Raw genomic sequence first — 15,437 nt, forward strand, 5'->3', positions numbered from 1 at the left:
TCGCGGGTTCTAAAGACGCCACCCATTGCCCGCGCAGCCTGACTACGCGCGGCCGGTCCTGGTGCTTGATGACGAGGCGAAGCAGCCCCTTGAACACGCGCCGCAACCCTTGCGCAAAGGTGCGCACCATCAGCTCCGTCTGGCCGATCCCCGCCTGCTCGATCAGCGCCGTCGCCCGCGCCGTCATGTTCTGAAGCGCGTCCGGCGCAAGCCCGCTCGAGGCGTCGGAAATGCCGGTGCGGTCCGTCGCCTCCTGGTCGAGATAGGAGAGCATCGCGAAGGACTCTTTCGCGACGAACGGCACCATGGTGTAGCCGAGCGCCGCGCGCGCATCGATGCCCTGGCTGACGCGGATCGGCTGCCCGAACTTTGGGTTGAGCACGGCTTCCGGATTGGCGATCGCGCCTTCTTGGACGATCGGCTGCTGGTTGTTCTGCCAGTAGAGATTGTCGAGCGTCTGACGCATCAACACGGTCTTCACCCGCTGGATTTCCGCCACGTCGTCGGTCACCGAGCCGCCCTCGCGCTGGTGCGGCCGCCGTTCGACGATGAGATCCGCGAAGGGCACCTCGTCCCATTCGTCGTTCGAAAGCAGGTTTTCCGCGCCCGTGCCGCCGGCAAAGACGAGCCGCCGCAGTTCCGCAATGCCGTCGTCGTCCGCGTCCACCTTCACGTAGAGCTCGTAGTAATCCACCTCTTCCAGCGCTTTCGGCACCGCATCGCGCGCCGCGAAGGCATCGCGCCGGCGGGTGAACTCCTCGTCGTCGTCGCCACTGTCGCCGGTCGAAGCCGGCACGCCTTCGATCAGGTCGCGGTCATGCCCCATCGCAATGAGATCCGAACGGCGCATGCGCGTGGCAATGCCGGCGATCGGGCTCTCCTCGATCGAGAGCGCGTCCGGATGGATCAGAAATTCTTCGAGCGGCACCGCCGCCAGCCGCGGCGTGCCTCGCTCCACCTTGCGGCGGATCTTCACGCTGTAGCTCGGCTGCTCGATCACACCCTCGAGTGTCTGGATCTTCTCGATCGTCTGCGACTGCTCCAGCACCTCCACCGCGTCGTCGCCGACGAGCTGCACCAATGCCGCCTCGTCGAGCCCAGTATGGGTCGAGACCGCGATCGACACCTTGTTCTCGTACCACCAGCGGATCACGCCGTTGCGGAGCTTCAAGGCGTCGTGCGCCGCGTCCTGCACGGCGTCATAGCCATCGCTTTCGGGAAAGACGACGTAGTTGATGTAGTCGGTCGCTTGGCTCGCCGCCGCCTCGTCGCCCTCGTTGACGGGCGCGTATTCCACCACCTTGTCGTTGCCGAGGATGGTCCGGATCAGCGACGGCAGCACCTTCTTGATCGCCGCGCGGCAATCGCGCGAAACCACTTTCGAGCGGTTGGCGTCGGCCGGCACGTCCTTCATCGTGCCGTCGTAATATTCCATCGCCTTGATGCGATCGACCGCGAGCGTGTCGCGATAGTCTTCGCAGTCCTTCACCAGTTGGCTGACCAGTGCGGCCAGCCGTTCATCGGTCATTGCAGCCATCGGAGAACCTTTCGGGCCGTGGAGTTCGATTTTGAATTGTTGGGTGACAGTCGGCCAGTTCGCGCGAATCGGAGAGAGATGCGTTTCCGCTCGTGGCATGGCGGTAGGAAAGTGTCGGACGATTTGAACGTCGGCTAGCAGTCCGTCATCTTGCAGCGGAATGCCATCTTCGGTAGCAGGCCTTCCCTTCTGCAAAACCTCCCATAGTTAAGCTTTTATCGGAAGCTTTCGTCGGGAGTGCGCGTCAATGTCGATCCTCATCAGCATCTTGATCACGTTCCTGGTCGTCATCCTGGTGCTTTATCTCGTTAATCGGCTTCCGTTGGACGCGCGTGCCAAACAGATTGTCCAAGCGATCGTGATCATCATCGGCATCCTGTCGTTGCTGCGGTATCTGGCGGTCTTCTGATCGTGCGCCTCGACACGATCGGCACGCCTCGGGCCTGCATTTGTATAGCTTGTTGAGCTGTGAAAAATGCGCTCGAAATGACGAGCATCGTCCTGAACGTTTCTGACCAACCAGCGGGCTGGTCTCGACCGAAACGCTGGTTGGTCGTGCTTGCCCGCCACCAAAAATAGCTACGAACGGACAGTGAACCAGCGGCGGCAGAAAACTGCCATCACCCGTAATCACCGGCCATAAGCTGAGGAGCATGGTATAATGCTGTCACGTTACAACGCCTCAACCCTTGTTATCGCTGACCAACCATCGTGCAGGAACCAGTCGCACCGATGGCACGTTCTCGTATGTGCATAGAGTGGAGTTCGTTACGATGGTTGGAAAAGATTACCGAGGGCCGGAATATCACGCTTCGTCCGGCCTGCCTGTCGCCATTCTGGTGCTGTCTGTGCTCGGCATAACCGCTTATCTTTTACTCGCAGGATCGCTGACCAGCGAAGAGCACGCCTCGGCCAGGGTTTACCTGCCGGCTGCCCAGACCCAGATGCGATAGCGGGCAGTGGGACTGCTACTGCATGATTCCTTAAGATCGGAACCGATCTAAGGACAAAATCATGCAGAAACTCAAAGCTTTACAGCGACCATTGCGCGTCTGGTTGGACGCGTGGCGCCGTAGAGACCGAGGCACTTGTCGGGCCTGCTCCCGAATGCCTCGAAATTCTCACATTCGGCTCCCCATGATGGGGAATGGACAAGAGCGGCATCGCCTTCCTGGCGCTTATTCTCATCCTCATCGCTCTCGTGCTGAGTATCCTGGCGTTCAATCCCGAAGCAGTGGCGCCGCCGAGTACACCGCCAATCGCTCCGAGCAACTAGAGCAATCCCAGGAAAAGTGCGGAGTGGTTTTCCGTACGGGACTGCGTGGTTTCTAAAGCAATTCCAGAGAAAGTGTGGAGCGGTTTCCGTTCGGAATTGCGTAGCGTCAAAAGCAATTCCAGAGAAAGTGTGGAGCGGTTTCCGTTCGGAACTTTGCTTCAAGTGCCGGCTCGTTTCCCTGCGGCAAACTCGATCCGGCTGCCTGCGCCCCCACGCCACTTATGCAAACAACGGCTCAAGTAATTACGAACACCGGAGAACGCTTCGGGAACGAAGCATGGACATCTACCCCCTGTGGGCTAAGCCTCATCCGCTGGGCAGAAGGCAGGTTTACCTCCTCCGGGCAGTGCCTATTCGGCAATGAGGAGAAGCAGCAGCAGGACGCAAGCGGCAGAGGCGACGATCGCCAGCGCACTGCCAGAACCACGCAAGTGGCGCACCTGCCTCGGCCAGCGCGGGAAACGGGTGGCTTCGATGACATCGCCGGATCAACATGCTCCATCAATCAATGGAGGCAGCCATGAGATCCCTCCTCGCACTCCACAGCATCGCGCTCGCAACGCGGCGATGGCCTTCGGCGCGAACTCGTCGCTGCCTTCAAACAAGAAAAGCCGCACGGGCTCGCGCTGCGCGGCGCCCTTGCGCCGACAGAAACGGCCACCCGACGTTCGGTGAGACAAATGCGCGCAAGACGAACGGAGCCAGGCGTCTAAACGACATCCTCAAACAACCTTCCGATCCGTGAACTTCCACGCCGCGGCATCCGCCCTCACCCTCGCGAACCGCTTCATCATCAGCGCGTAACGCGAGGCGGAGAGAAGGTCGTCGCGTTCCTTGACGACACGGCCGTCCTTGCGGTGGTAGAGGCGGAATTCCTCAAACCAGTCGGTCAGCGTGGTAAACACCTTCCAGCGCCCGGTCTGCATCCGCTGCAGCATATCCGATAGCCCCGCCTCCACGCCGTTGGTGCCGTCGTCGAAGGTCGCCCGCTCGGCAAGCAGCGCCAATCCCTGCGCGCGATATTGCGCGGCAAGCTGTTCGCCGCTGCCCTTGTCGTGCTGCAGGCCGTCATGTGGCCAGGCAAAGGGCAGCCACGTCCCCCAGGGTTTTATCGCCGCCGCGTGGATGATCGGCGTCGCCTCGCGCTCGCGATAGGTCTTCGTCACATAGAAGACGTCGGCGTCCCGGTCCCACGCGCAGGCCGTGGCGGCGAAGGGGTGGTCCCAGCCGAAATCGAGCCCGCCGATCTGCACCCAGTGCTTCGGGATCTCGAACGGATCGACGCGGATCGCCTCCTCCGCCACCGGAAAGATGCGCCCCGAACCGAGTGCAGGGACGCCCTTTGTGCGGGCCTCCCGTTCATGCGCCGGATAGCTGTCGATGATCCGCTGCCGCTCCTCCGCCGTATAGTGTTCCGCATCCTCGATCGTCATGGTGATGACCTCGCGATCCGGCGACTGTTCCATCAGATACCGCGCCACGACGCTGCTTAACCCTTTGAGCGGTGTGAACGTGACGGCGACCGCACCGCGCGTCGCATTGGTGCGGGTGATCCCCTCGAAATAGACATCCTCCGGCGGCTCCTCGTCGAACCACACATAGTCGACCGTATTGGCCTGCCACTTACCGCGCCCCTGCTCGTAGGCCTTGAAGAGTAGCGTCGAGGCGCCTCCCGTGACATGGCGCACCGTCACGCTGTCGAGCGCGCCGGACGCGCCGGAACGCCGCGTGGTCGCCTGGATTGCCGCCTTCGGAATGAAGCCGGTGCCCCAATCCTCCTCGTTGAGCGGCGGACCGATCAGCAGCCGCTGCACGCCGTCGCGAGTCAGCTCGTAGGATTCCGAGCCCGCCAGCAGTACGACCGGTCGGTCGAACCGCCGGCCCCGCCACCAGTCCGGTAGCGCCCTGTCAGGTGCATCGCCGCCTCCGCCGCGCCGGCAAGCGTCTTGCCCAGTTGATTGCCGGCCATGAACAGCCGTTCGCGCACCGCGGCACCCGCATCATGGAATTCGCGTTGCTTCGCATAGGGCCGGTAACCGGCGAGAATATTGGTGCGCCGCCGCCGGTCGAGCTCGGCCATAAGCACCGCCTGTTCCTTGAGCAACGCGCGCAGATCGCGCGGCCGCGCGGAGGCGCCAGCCATCGCCGCTGCAGGCCCGGTCGATCGATTTGGCATTTTTTCTCCGCCGGTTCGCGCATTGTTCCATCTTTGGCTCTTGCCTTTGGCGAGAAGTCGTGGAAATTCCACCGCATGAGAATCAGCCGTACGCTATTGATTACGCTCTGCCTCTCGGCGCTGGCGTCCTCGTGCACCGAGACCGCGGAGGCGCCCGCACCCGCGCGCCGTTCCAAGATAGCCGCCGCTGTCGTCGATAATTCGCCGCGCCTATGCAAGACCCCCCAGACGCAGTGCTACTACGGCACCGGTCCGGCCGGCGAACCCTGCTCCTGCTGGTCGAATGAAGGCGCTCCCGCCCACGGCATCACCACCAAATAAGCCGAGAGCTTGAACTGTCGCGAAAATCGCTCGGCCGCCCCACGGCCGGCAATCCCGCCACTGCAATAACAACCGCACTATGGCCGCCACGCGCGTCTTATCAGACGCACGAGGCACGCCAGTTCGACGCGCGACTGCCGCCATAAACCGGCCGTTAACCGTATTTCACGTTACCGGGGGAACATCTCAATCGGCGCCACATGATTAACGTCATCCCACGCTCTGAAGAGACGGACGACAACAACGCGCTTGAAAGGGGATGGAGATGGTCAAAACTGGTCTTGGCGCTTCGATAGCTGCTCTCACCTTCTCCATTGCCGTGTCCGCGGTTCTTCATGTCGCCTTGGCCCAAAATCGCACACCAGCCGTCCCGGCGGTGTCGACTGAGATAACCTCGTCGATCTCCAGATGAAGTGAATTGCCCCGTCCGGGAAGGCCCGACTGGATGGGGCTGACGCGGTTGCCTGCGCGTCTCGCGGCGCTCTACACGTCCGATCGGACGCGCAAAAGCTGTGACACTTTCATCTGCTGCATGATTTTGTCCTCATGCAGCAGGCCGCGCTGGGCCTTCGTACTTGCCCTGAAAACGCCTGGGTTGCGGTCTCGGTTCCGCCTCCGGCCGGTTTCCACCCTTGCGCTTCCGTCCGCGCTGGCCAATGCTTGAAGCGAGCCGGCTTACTGAAGGAGGCACGCCCCATGATAGAAGGTCATTGCCATTGCAGGTCGGTGCGCATCACCGTTCCCATCCGCCCCGAGACGCTTGGCGATTGCAACTGCTCGATCTGCAGCCGGCTCGGCGCCCTCTGGGGCTATTATCCTGCGAGCGACGTCACCGTCATCGACGAACAGAAAACGCTCGTCGGCTATGTCCAGGGCGACGCAACACTCACGATGCATCATTGCGGCCGCTGCGGCTGCACGACGCATTGGTCGCCGCGCGGGCGCAACGCCTCGCGCATGGGGGTCAACATGCGGATGTTCGACCGCGCCGTCTGGGAGGAAATCCCGCACCGATTGATCGATGGTGCAAGCTGGTAACAGCACCATCCACCCCCGCGAGGTTGCTCAGATCCTGCCCATTAACAGCAGGACCACCAGCACGACCACCAGGACGCCGAGAATGCCGGAAGGGCCGTAGCCCCAGCCGCTCGAATAGGGCCAGGAGGGAAACGCGCCGATCAGGAGCAGGATCAAAATAACGAGAAGTACGGTTCCAAGCATATTGCGATCCTCCGCCGCATAATTCGATCCGCGGATGGAATTACGCAGCAATTACAAGCTGCCACTGTGACATTGGCGCGTGCGCGCCGCCGCGGATGGTTTGTCATTCCTACCGAATGCCCATAACCGCAATAAGTTCCGATGAGACTGCGTCGGCCGACCGCTAAACCTCACGTCTCAGAGGATAATTCTGCGCCGCGCCGCTGTCCCCGCCAATATTTCGACTGTATCATTGGTAACAGCGCCGGCGCGCCAAAGATCCTTGTATGCATTTGTTCTCAGCTTCTTGAGAACATGCTAGATTTCCTACGGCTACAGAGGGGGAGAACCAATGCCACGTATCGCAAATCTTTACTTCAAGACCGCCATCATTTTCCTGATTGCCGGCATCTCGATCGGCCTTCACATGTCGATTTCAGGCAACCACGCGCCGACCGGCGCCCATGCCCACGCCAACCTGCTCGGCTGGGTCACCATGGCGCTCTTCGGCGTTTACCACGCACTCAACCCACGCAAGGCCGAGAAGCGCCTGGCGGTGATCCAGTACGTCGTCTACACGTTCGGCGTCGCCGTGCTGATCCCGTCGCTTTATCTCATGCTTTCCGGAAACACAGCGATGGAACCGATCGTCGCCATTTCCTCGCTTATCGCCTTCGCCGGCGTACTGATGTTCGCAGTCATCATCTTCTCGGGCAGCGAGGCCGCAGTTCCCGCCGGCGTCTCACGGGCGCGCTGATGCAATCGGGATGAGGTGGCTTCCACCTCATTCTTGCCCAACCTGCGGCGGCATACGTCTTCCATACATTCAAAACTCGCCACAACACTTTGAATTGCTGCAGGACTCAGCCCTGCTCCGGTCCGGAACGCCGTCCCGCCGGCCGCCGCGTCCGTACGGACTTCCGCGCCGTCCTGCTCTTCGCCGGCGCCTCGATCAGCGGCCGGATCGTCTGATCGAGCATCCGGATGCGCCGGACAAGCTCCTCATCCGTCAGCTCGTCCAGCGCGTTGGCATTCGCCGAAAGATCCTTGGGCAAGATCGAGGCCAGGAGCTTCAGATAGGATTCCGGCTTCTCCTCGCGCAGCCGCGCGATCACGTCGACGCCATGCGCCTCGAAGTCCGCCTGCACCGCTTCGAGGAAGGCCCCGCCGAGCCGCGTGCGCGAGCCCTTCGTCACCCCCGCCATACCGGCGCTAGGCTCGTCGCCCGCTTCGCCCGAGGGCGTGCTCGAGACATCGTCGTCGATCATCTGCACCGCCTCCCTTGTATTTGTCTCCACCCGCCGGAAGTTCCCATGATTGAGCGTGCAACGATTCCCGTTTCGCTACCCACAATTGCGCCAGAATCGCGAATCAGTTTGAATTGCAGTGCAATAGCGACCTCGAGAGATACCATGCGCAGTTTCGTTACTGTATTCCTGCTCGCCATATCGGCCACAGTTCTTGCCGCCAAGGAAAAGTTAGATGACCCATCCTATCAAGTCAGAATATGGATCGAAAAATTCGATGGAAACTATTCGCAAGCAACCGGCAGGTGCGGCTCTAGTTATTACTGCACCATAAAGGTCGGAAAGCATGAGGTCACTATCAGCGGCGCTTCCAGCAACTACTATTACCTCAGCGTGCACGGGGATCCGGAGGAGCCGGCCTATTGTTGTCTTTTTGCCGACAAGTCATATCAAGTGCCAGTACGGGTGGAGGGCAAACTCCATATCGAAACCCTTTACTATAAACTGCCTCGGTATTTAGCTCTCCGGGGCAAGGTCGAGTTCGGAAAGATCTACATCGAATACCAGGACCCGCGGGCCAACGAACGTCGCCAGCGAGTAAGCGGTACAGAGGGAGTCCAGGACCTTTGATAATCCGGCGGACATCACTCTCGCCACGTTCTAAGCGCTTCCAGCAAGGTGGTTCCAAACATCCTCGATAGCTTCTGAGCGCCGATCTTGCGGTTCTCTGCGTCAACCCAAGGATAATCACCCGTAGGCGAATACGGTATCTTGCGCTCCGCTCCCCGGCCAGACCTTTCGAGGCGCCGTTGAGCCAGCGAGCCTTCTTCAATGTTCGGTTCCCTCACATAAGGATCTTCGTAAAATCTCCGTTTCTCGTCGTCATCGAGTTTCTCCTGCATAGCCTGAATGCTGGACAAGACGGAAGCTCCATCCGGGTTGGTAATCTTAGGTATGAGATAGGTCAGCTCGATTTTTGCGTCTTCAAGATTCTTCTGCATCCCGCTTAAGCCTTTTCGCGGCCCTGGTGGTAAAGTGCCGAAGTGTTCCCTTTTGTCGCCGGAAAGCGCGCCGAGCGATTTCCTGGTCCCTTCTGGCAAATAGGAGCTTGGTCCATACAAGGCACTTTCAAGCAGGCTTTCTGCATAAGCTCTCGCATCCTCCGGACTGATGTATCCAGGGCTTGGCGCGAGTAGCGTTTGCCGCTGAATATTTCCGGCAGTAGTATTTTTCCTCAAAGGGAATGTCCGGTCGCTCATGAGCATCTCCTTGGTGCGTTTTGGCTGTTACGCTCGCCCGACCGTCGCAAGACCGAAGAAGTTCTCGTCGGCGGAGGTTTGCCCCTCGCCGAGCAGCTCTATTTCCAGTTCCCCGACGCGGTCGCGAACAAAGGCCGCGTCGAATTCGGCACGCTCTTCGCCGAATTGGAGGATTTGCGGTAGCATTTCGATTTCCGCCCTCCGCAGCCCGCCCGGCCGTCGCGTTGCGCCTCTGTGTCAACGTCGTTCAAGCGTCTTGCGCCTTGCGTTCGGTCGGGCGGCTGCGGGGGCGGCCGGTGACGCTGCCAAGGCCGCAGCGCCGCGCATCCTCTCGGACGCCTCAAGGTCGCTGTTCCATCAAGGCGCATCACCGGCCGCATACGGCGCCGCGCCGCATCGTGAGACGCGCGGCGGCTGCCGTAATCCGTTGTTTGACGATGGTTTGATAAGCTCAGAAATCGAAACGGCTGCCAAAAGCAGCCGTCGCATCAGGACAAAATTCCTATCCTTGATTTATGGAATAATCCAATTCACCCGCGGACCGCAAGAGCGGGCAAAACGAAAAGCTTCCGATCGCCGATTTAGCGACAGCATTTTGGCTACTTGTAACCCACCTTCCGGAAGCCGCCCGTTGCCCAACCCGCCCGCACCACCGACACAATCGCCCACGGCACCCGCCTGCAAAATCCGGCCCAAGCCCTTGCTATACAAACGTATATTATAATTTCCTTGCATAAGACAGAGCCCTCTGCTTCAATCGAAACGGGTCGATGCTCAAGGGGCTTGGGCATGATTGTATTGGTGGCATTTCCGCAAGCAAAGCGAGAGACGAATGATCATCGCGCCGTAAGGCCGGTGGTTGGCTGTCGCGCACGCCGAGGGAAAAACCATTGCCCCGACCTGCCGGTAAAAAAGACGTGAGCGAGGCTAGAAAAACCGGCAAGCCGACAAATATTTATACTGTAACAGCAAGAAATGACGGTGCGGCACTTATTTTTTAGACTTTGATCAACCCTTGGCTCCCGGACCGATACCGGGGAACCAGACAAGCCCTCACGCATTTGCCTTCCGACAGAAGGAGCTTCAGTCATGCGTAATCACTGGATCTATGTTGCCATCGGATTTGTTGCCGGCGCTGGCCTGTTTCTCACCACCTCCTGGCAGCAGCACACGCAGCCAGCCGAAATGCCGACGGTAAAACTCGAAAAGACCGACCGCCTCCAGGGCCCCGCCGTCCAGACCTCGTTCATCATGGAACGCTTCGGCCCAGTCCACGCGGTGGAATAGGCCCCGCATCCGTAGTCTCCTGAATCCACAGCAATGTCGCCGGAAACGTCACGCGTATTTCCGGCGGCATCGCGGCGTGACATGAACCTTTATCCTCGCTGAACGTTTCCCTGCCAGCCTGAACAGAGCAATTCCAGGAAAAGTGCGTAACGGTTTTCCGTCCGGGAATTGCGCAGTTTCAAAGCGGAGGACTGCCGATGGTCCCTGTCCCGCGTGCGAGGATGGTCGAGTGGGTCGTGGTGATTGCCGCGTGCGCGCTGGTTGCGGCGTTCATGGTCGCGACGTTGATCCCCTGATCGAAGTCGCCGATCAGACAATGCCCGAAAACTTCCGCTGCTCGCGGATGTAGGCGATTGCAGCAACTTCCAGAGCTCTGCACTTTGCCTCGAACTGGAGCAAGCTTTCATCGTCTTTGTCGGAAGCGCATCGCAGAACATCGCGTTGGAGGCACGCGTGCTCGTATACCTCGCATAGATGCAGAAACACGAGATCCTGCATCATCCAAGCGCTGTCCCTCAACTCCGGGGCTGCCAAAAGCAGCCTGGCCATTCCTGCCTTCTGCACATCCATGCCGAACGCTCGCATTCTTCGACGAGCCGAGCAAATTTAACGGCCTACGCGGGGAGAAGGTTCCAGAAGCATCTCCGGCGTACCCGCTACGACGGAATTCTTCACGCCCACAAGGCAGGACGTCCCGAAGAAGAAAAGAAATCAGATGGATGTTTTCAGTGAGACGCGCAGCGCTGCAGCCGACCGCCCTTCATTTGACAACCGCCGTAACGAAAAAGGCGGCGATCGCACCGCAGAGCACCGCATAGGCGCAGGCGCGCAACATTTTCATTCGGCGCGTTCTCTCGCCGGTCCAATCGTAGCCCATCATGTGCTCCGAACCGCCTTACAGCATCAAGCGTCTCATGACGCGCGAATGCCTGCTGTAATGCTTTGAATTGCCACATGATCCCTCAACTCGACGTCGACTTGAGAAATCTCGAGTAACTTGCCGGCTTCTTCTTAAAAAATGGCGAATCGAGGCAAGAAAATCTGATCGACAGTGCCCCAACGTCTGCGGCAATGACGCTCCAACATGTGTGGACGGCATGCAGCCCTTCCCGTCTTGCCTTTCACTCGCGAATGCGCAAGTTACACTCCAACGGGCTTGCCCGACAAAACTTTCGAGGAAACCGCTTTGAACTCCGACAACAAGCCCGATGCCACGATCAAGGTCGAGAAGCGATTGAACGGCCGCTGGGCCTTCGTCCTCACCTTCCGCGGCGTGACCTATCCGGCCGAGGGGCAATTTGCCTCCGAGTTCCAAGCGCAAGCCGCCGCCCACGCCGCGATGAAGTTCTTGCAACAACGCGGCTGACCTCACTCCGGCAGACCGGCCAGGCGATAACCGTCGATAAAATACCGCCTGAGCTCTTCATCCCGGAACGGTTGCGAATCCGACCACTGCCGTATCGTGAAGTTCGGGTTGTTCATCATGAAGAGCTGCGCCTCCGTCCGCGCATCATCCAGCCGCCCGAGCCGCGCCAGGCTTGCCGCAAGCAGGCGGCGCGAGGTCGCGCGGTAGGTTTCCGGGCGGCGCAATGTCTGGACCGCCGCCTCGTAGTCGCGGCTCGCATACTGGGCCTGACCCAGCATCCAATAATACCAGCCAGGCGGGTGAGGATTGAGCCGGAGGGCCTTTCGGACGTGCTCGATGGCTTCGCCGGGCCGCCCGGCGAGCACGATCAGATCCGACCGCATCGCCCAGGCGTCGGCATGGTTGGGATCGAGCCTCAGAGCAAGGTCGAACTCCGCATCCGATTCCTCCCAGCGGCGCTCATGGCCGAGGATGATGCCGAGCACCCAGCGGTTGCCGGCGTCATTGGGGTCGAGCGCGACCGCTTTTTGCGCTTCCGCGACGGCTCGCGGCCGGTTGGGATCGATCGGCTGATCCCAGAATTCCCAGCTCAGCCAAAGGTTGAGCGCCAGCAGCCGATGGGCCTCCGCATAGTCCGGATCGCGTGCGATTACCCGCTGCAGCAGGAAGATCGCCTCCCTTGCGGCGCCGGCCGTCTGCAGGCCGAGCGAACGCGCCCGGACGCAGAGATCATAGGCCTCCATGTCCGTCGGCCTGTTTCGCGCCGGCGTCGCCGTCAATCGCCCGACCAGCGCCTCGACGATCTTGCTCGTCACCTCGTCCTGGACGGCAAAAATGTCCTCGAGCCCGCGGTCGAACCTCTCCGCCCACAGGTGGTCCCCCTGCATGGCGTCGATCAACTGGGCATTGATGCGAACCCGCCCGGCGGCACGGCGTGCGCTGCCTTCCAACACGTAACGAACTCCAAGCTCGCGGGCAATGCGGCGCACATCCGTGTGCCTGCCCTTGTAGGCGAAAACGGAATTGCTGGCGATGACGAACAGGCCGCTGGCCCTGGAGAGGTCGGTGATCAGGTCTTCGGTCAAGCCGTCGACAAAAACCTCCTGCTCCGGATCGTTGCTCATGTTGGTGAATGGCAGGACGGCAATGGAAGGCTTGGTCGGCAGCGGCAACGGCGCCTTCGCGGCGCCATGCTGGCCCCAGGCCGAAGTCTCGATGCGATAAACGGAAACCGGCTCGGCCACGTTCTTGATGGCGTGCGGGCCAAGGTCGTCAAATTCGCAGTAGAGCCGCCGGCGGACCTGATCATAGATGCTGCTGGAGACGAAGATCTCTCCCGGACCGGCCATTGCCTCGAGCCGCGCGGCTATGATGACGCCGTCGCCGTAGAGATCGCCGCTCTCGACGACGACGTCGCCTAGGTTGATCCCAATTCTCAGAAGAATTTGCCGGTCGTCTGCAAGTCCCTCGTTTGCCGCCTGCATCCGCCGCTGGAATTCGATCGCACAGGTCACGGCGTTGACCGCGCTTGCGAACTCGACCAGCACTCCATCGCCCATCGTCTTGACGACACGGCCATTATTCTCGCGTACCAGCGGTTCCAGGATCTGCTTGCGGCGTTCCTTCAACGTTGCCAGCGTGCCGCTCTCGTCCAGTTCGACGAGGCGGCTGTAACCGACCACATCGGCAGCCATTATGGCGGCAAGACGCCGTTGGGCGCGTTCCTCAGCCATGTCAAACGCCTTCGCAGAACGCAGTGCCGTGGAATTGTAGGACGTCCATTGGAAATGTCTATCAACCGAATGCGTCTGGCGGCGGCAGGATGTTCATTGTCCGGGAGCGAGGCCATCGAGCAGGAAGTCAAGCCCTTTCCTGAAAGCGCCGTCTGAGGACCGCGAACAACGACCTTGGCAATTGACCCGATGCTCTTCGAGGTCGAAGCGGTCGTCATGCTGGATTAGAGCAATTCCGGGAAATGTGTGTAACGGCCGGAATCAGACCTACAGCTCCTGTCCGAGGCGCGACAGCGGGGGGCGTTTCGTCCCGTTGTCTCAACTGTCACATGCGCCTCCTAACTTCCGAGAATACTACTTCACGGGGCCACGCGTGATGGACGTGAGTTCCCCGATCACGTCAAACGCCTTGATGCTCAACGTCGGGTCACCTTTCATCTCCGCAATAATTGGCCCGTCGACGAAGGCTTGCACTGCGGCGTCATCGTCGAACAGGTAGATCCCGCCGGCTTCACTTTGGGCCTCATTAATGATCCAGACCTTCCAGCGCAGGCCAGGTATGTCCGCGATGGGTTGAGCATAGGGCAGATTTTCTTTCTCGTACTCGGCCCTCGGTCCGTTGAGCTTGTAGTTGATTTGCAGAATTTTGGCCGACATGTCTTTCCTCCCCTATTCTCTGTAGCAGTAGGCGTTACACGATCACAAGCGACCCTCCGCGTCCCCTTGTTTGGCGCCCCTTCAAGATACCACCTCAAGCGGCATCGTGGCGAGGGTACATCGGCGTTCCACTTGCGCATCTTGCGTTGGATTTCCATTGCGCAGGCCACCGCGTTCACCACGCTTGAGAACTCGACCAGCATTCCGTCGCCGGTGAGCTTGACATCCACCCCCCGCGCTCAAATTGGCCCGAACCAGCCCCTCTCGCCGACGGCCGTATTGCTGCATGTTTTTGCCCCTGAAATCGGACACGATTTAGGAAAGCATGCAAAGCCCATCCGAGGGACCAGAATGTGAGCAAGCCGAATTACCAGGACATCGCCCGCCGGGCCGGAGTGGGAACCGCAACGGTCGAGCGGGTCCTGAACGGGCGCGGAGGCGTTCGCCCGGAACTGGTCGAGAAGGTCGTCGTTGCCGCGCGCACTTTGAACTACCCGCGCACGCTTCCCGACGCTCATCGGGGACTGCTGCGTATCGAAGTGCTGATGGTTCGCCCCGAGACCACTTTCTACCGACGGCTCTCCAAGGCGTTCGAGAGGATTGCCGCGACCCTCGATCCTCTGGTGATCGTCCACCGGAGCTTCACCGAAGAGATGAAGCCGGACGAGATCGCAAGGCGCATCCTTTCCACCGACCTGCCGCGTGCCGGTCTGATCCTTGCGGTTCCCAACAGCCCGCTGATCAGTGCGGCCGTGGAAGCGGTGGTTGCGCGAGGGGTGCCGGTCGTCCATGTCGTAACCCGAGCATCCGAGAGCACGGGGGAATTCGTCGGAATTGACAATTACGCCGCCGGACGGACGGCGGCTCACTTCATAGCCCGCATGGCGCGGGCAGAGGGCCCGGTCATTGGGCTGTGTCATCCGATCTATCAGGTGCACCGCGATCGTATCCGCGGGTTCTCGGACTACTTTCATGAACACCCCGGCCCCATCGCCTTTGAATGGCTCGGCTTCAGCCGCGACGAAGAGCACTACAGCGCGGAGTCATTGTCCCTTGCGCTTGAAATGTATCCGGATCTCGTCGGGCTTTATAACGCCGGAGGCGCAAACTCCGCTCTGATCCAGGTCCTGCGCCGTCATCGCCGGGGCCGGGACGTGTTGTTCGTCGGGCACGAATTGACCGACTACACCAGCACCGCCTTGCGAGAGGGCATCATGGACGTGGTGTTGGATCAGGCTCCCGAGGCGCAGGCCCAGCGTGCGCTCGATTTGATCCTGCGTCGCATCGGCTTGACTGCGATCGAGCCGGATCGCGCTCCCATTCGCTTCGTTACCATCACCGCCGAGGCGCTTTGATCTAATTTGATCAAGGAAGGTTT

General features: G+C 60.4%; 17 protein-coding genes and 2 pseudogenes. 10 read left to right on the plus strand and 9 right to left on the minus strand.

Annotated elements, in window-relative coordinates:
* Nucleotides 1-19: 19 nt before the first annotated feature.
* Nucleotides 20-1,537, minus strand: a pseudogene (locus QA637_RS08905) (portal protein); the annotation flags it as partial.
* Between the two features lie 247 nt (nucleotides 1,538-1,784).
* Between QA637_RS08905 and QA637_RS08910 the strand changes: the two are divergent.
* From QA637_RS08910 to QA637_RS08920, 3 genes are all read left to right on the plus strand, one after another.
* Nucleotides 1,785-1,946, plus strand: a complete 162-nt coding sequence (locus tag QA637_RS08910; RefSeq protein WP_153437503.1) for a Thivi_2564 family membrane protein — start codon at nucleotides 1,785-1,787, stop codon at nucleotides 1,944-1,946.
* Nucleotides 1,947-2,310: 364 nt separating this feature from the next.
* On the plus strand, nucleotides 2,311-2,490 hold the full coding sequence (locus QA637_RS08915) for a hypothetical protein (protein ID WP_153437502.1): 180 nt from the start codon (nucleotides 2,311-2,313) through the stop codon (nucleotides 2,488-2,490).
* A gap of 194 nt (nucleotides 2,491-2,684) precedes the next feature.
* Nucleotides 2,685-2,813, plus strand: a complete 129-nt coding sequence (locus QA637_RS08920; RefSeq protein ID WP_268833812.1) for a hypothetical protein — start codon at nucleotides 2,685-2,687, stop codon at nucleotides 2,811-2,813.
* 722 nt (nucleotides 2,814-3,535) lie between these two features.
* Here QA637_RS08920 and QA637_RS08925 read toward each other — a convergent pair.
* Nucleotides 3,536-4,956: pseudogene (locus QA637_RS08925) on the minus strand (terminase large subunit domain-containing protein).
* A 108-nt stretch (nucleotides 4,957-5,064) separates the two neighbouring features.
* On the opposite strand from QA637_RS08925, the gene QA637_RS08935 reads away from it, so the two are divergent.
* Together QA637_RS08935 and QA637_RS08940 are read left to right on the plus strand one after the other, a co-directional pair.
* Nucleotides 5,065-5,310, plus strand: a complete 246-nt coding sequence (locus QA637_RS08935; RefSeq protein ID WP_153437501.1) for a hypothetical protein — start codon at nucleotides 5,065-5,067, stop codon at nucleotides 5,308-5,310.
* Between the two features lie 696 nt (nucleotides 5,311-6,006).
* Nucleotides 6,007-6,348 carry a GFA family protein gene (locus tag QA637_RS08940; protein WP_153437500.1) on the plus strand — a complete coding sequence of 114 codons (342 nt, stop codon included), beginning with the start codon at nucleotides 6,007-6,009 and terminating at the stop codon, nucleotides 6,346-6,348.
* A gap of 27 nt (nucleotides 6,349-6,375) precedes the next feature.
* Here the strand turns inward: QA637_RS08940 and QA637_RS08945 are convergent, their stop codons facing one another.
* Nucleotides 6,376-6,531, minus strand: coding sequence for a DUF3309 family protein (locus QA637_RS08945; RefSeq protein WP_153437499.1), 156 nt, complete (start codon nucleotides 6,529-6,531; stop codon nucleotides 6,376-6,378).
* Between the two features lie 331 nt (nucleotides 6,532-6,862).
* Between QA637_RS08945 and QA637_RS08950 the strand changes: the two genes are divergently transcribed.
* Entirely contained in the window at nucleotides 6,863-7,267 is a 405-nt protein-coding gene (locus QA637_RS08950) for a hypothetical protein (protein WP_153437498.1), read from the plus strand.
* A 106-nt stretch (nucleotides 7,268-7,373) separates the two neighbouring features.
* Here the strand turns inward: QA637_RS08950 and QA637_RS08955 are convergent, their stop codons facing one another.
* Complete coding sequence (locus QA637_RS08955; RefSeq protein WP_153437497.1) at nucleotides 7,374-7,778, minus strand: hypothetical protein; 405 nt, start codon at nucleotides 7,776-7,778, stop codon at nucleotides 7,374-7,376.
* A 45-nt stretch (nucleotides 7,779-7,823) separates the two neighbouring features.
* Here QA637_RS08955 and QA637_RS08960 point away from each other — a divergent pair, with 45 nt between their 5' ends.
* Entirely contained in the window at nucleotides 7,824-8,387 is a 564-nt protein-coding gene (locus QA637_RS08960) for a hypothetical protein (protein ID WP_153437496.1), read from the plus strand.
* A gap of 14 nt (nucleotides 8,388-8,401) precedes the next feature.
* Here QA637_RS08960 and QA637_RS08965 read toward each other — a convergent pair whose 3' ends face one another.
* Together QA637_RS08965 and QA637_RS08970 are read right to left on the minus strand one after the other, a co-directional pair.
* The gene (locus QA637_RS08965; RefSeq protein ID WP_283064778.1) at nucleotides 8,402-9,016 is read right to left on the minus strand and encodes a hypothetical protein; all 615 of its coding nucleotides are present in this window, start codon (nucleotides 9,014-9,016) and stop codon (nucleotides 8,402-8,404) included.
* 27 nt (nucleotides 9,017-9,043) lie between these two features.
* The gene (locus QA637_RS08970) at nucleotides 9,044-9,202 is read right to left on the minus strand and encodes a hypothetical protein (protein WP_153437494.1); all 159 of its coding nucleotides are present in this window, start codon (nucleotides 9,200-9,202) and stop codon (nucleotides 9,044-9,046) included.
* 903 nt (nucleotides 9,203-10,105) lie between these two features.
* Here QA637_RS08970 and QA637_RS08975 point away from each other — a divergent pair.
* On the plus strand, nucleotides 10,106-10,303 hold the full coding sequence (locus QA637_RS08975; RefSeq protein WP_153437493.1) for a hypothetical protein: 198 nt from the start codon (nucleotides 10,106-10,108) through the stop codon (nucleotides 10,301-10,303).
* 309 nt (nucleotides 10,304-10,612) lie between these two features.
* On the opposite strand, the gene QA637_RS08980 is transcribed toward QA637_RS08975, so the two are convergent.
* Nucleotides 10,613-10,873, minus strand: coding sequence for a hypothetical protein (locus QA637_RS08980; RefSeq protein ID WP_153437492.1), 261 nt, complete (start codon nucleotides 10,871-10,873; stop codon nucleotides 10,613-10,615).
* A 616-nt stretch (nucleotides 10,874-11,489) separates the two neighbouring features.
* On the opposite strand from QA637_RS08980, the gene QA637_RS08985 reads away from it, so the two are divergent.
* Nucleotides 11,490-11,669, plus strand: a complete 180-nt coding sequence (locus QA637_RS08985) for a hypothetical protein (protein WP_153437491.1) — start codon at nucleotides 11,490-11,492, stop codon at nucleotides 11,667-11,669.
* Between the two features lie 2 nt (nucleotides 11,670-11,671).
* Here QA637_RS08985 and QA637_RS08990 read toward each other — a convergent pair whose 3' ends face one another.
* Together QA637_RS08990 and QA637_RS08995 are read right to left on the minus strand one after the other, a co-directional pair.
* Nucleotides 11,672-13,402, minus strand: coding sequence for an adenylate/guanylate cyclase domain-containing protein (locus tag QA637_RS08990; protein ID WP_283064779.1), 1,731 nt, complete (start codon nucleotides 13,400-13,402; stop codon nucleotides 11,672-11,674).
* A 354-nt stretch (nucleotides 13,403-13,756) separates the two neighbouring features.
* On the minus strand, nucleotides 13,757-14,059 hold the full coding sequence (locus QA637_RS08995; protein WP_153437489.1) for a YdhR family protein: 303 nt from the start codon (nucleotides 14,057-14,059) through the stop codon (nucleotides 13,757-13,759).
* A 353-nt stretch (nucleotides 14,060-14,412) separates the two neighbouring features.
* Between QA637_RS08995 and QA637_RS09000 the strand changes: the two genes are divergently transcribed.
* A complete protein-coding gene (locus tag QA637_RS09000) occupies nucleotides 14,413-15,414 on the plus strand; it encodes a LacI family DNA-binding transcriptional regulator (protein ID WP_184108828.1) in 1,002 nt (333 codons plus the stop codon).
* The last annotated feature ends 23 nt before the right edge of the window (nucleotides 15,415-15,437 follow it).

Source organism: Sinorhizobium terangae (assembly GCF_029714365.1).
Lineage (GTDB): Bacteria > Pseudomonadota > Alphaproteobacteria > Rhizobiales > Rhizobiaceae > Sinorhizobium > Sinorhizobium terangae.

Coding starts and splice junctions, on each gene's coding strand:
- QA637_RS08910 (WP_153437503.1), top strand. CDS start 1,785: ATGTCGATCCTCATCAGCATCTTGATCACGTTCCTGGTCGTCATCCTG.
- QA637_RS08915 (WP_153437502.1), top strand. CDS start 2,311: ATGGTTGGAAAAGATTACCGAGGGCCGGAATATCACGCTTCGTCCGGC.
- QA637_RS08920 (WP_268833812.1), top strand. CDS start 2,685: ATGGACAAGAGCGGCATCGCCTTCCTGGCGCTTATTCTCATCCTCATC.
- QA637_RS08935 (WP_153437501.1), top strand. CDS start 5,065: ATGAGAATCAGCCGTACGCTATTGATTACGCTCTGCCTCTCGGCGCTG.
- QA637_RS08940 (WP_153437500.1), top strand. CDS start 6,007: ATGATAGAAGGTCATTGCCATTGCAGGTCGGTGCGCATCACCGTTCCC.
- QA637_RS08945 (WP_153437499.1), bottom strand. CDS start 6,531: ATGCTTGGAACCGTACTTCTCGTTATTTTGATCCTGCTCCTGATCGGC.
- QA637_RS08950 (WP_153437498.1), top strand. CDS start 6,863: ATGCCACGTATCGCAAATCTTTACTTCAAGACCGCCATCATTTTCCTG.
- QA637_RS08955 (WP_153437497.1), bottom strand. CDS start 7,778: ATGATCGACGACGATGTCTCGAGCACGCCCTCGGGCGAAGCGGGCGAC.
- QA637_RS08960 (WP_153437496.1), top strand. CDS start 7,824: ATGATTGAGCGTGCAACGATTCCCGTTTCGCTACCCACAATTGCGCCA.
- QA637_RS08965 (WP_283064778.1), bottom strand. CDS start 9,016: ATGAGCGACCGGACATTCCCTTTGAGGAAAAATACTACTGCCGGAAAT.
- QA637_RS08970 (WP_153437494.1), bottom strand. CDS start 9,202: ATGCTACCGCAAATCCTCCAATTCGGCGAAGAGCGTGCCGAATTCGAC.
- QA637_RS08975 (WP_153437493.1), top strand. CDS start 10,106: ATGCGTAATCACTGGATCTATGTTGCCATCGGATTTGTTGCCGGCGCT.
- QA637_RS08980 (WP_153437492.1), bottom strand. CDS start 10,873: ATGGATGTGCAGAAGGCAGGAATGGCCAGGCTGCTTTTGGCAGCCCCG.
- QA637_RS08990 (WP_283064779.1), bottom strand. CDS start 13,402: ATGGCTGAGGAACGCGCCCAACGGCGTCTTGCCGCCATAATGGCTGCC.
- QA637_RS08995 (WP_153437489.1), bottom strand. CDS start 14,059: ATGTCGGCCAAAATTCTGCAAATCAACTACAAGCTCAACGGACCGAGG.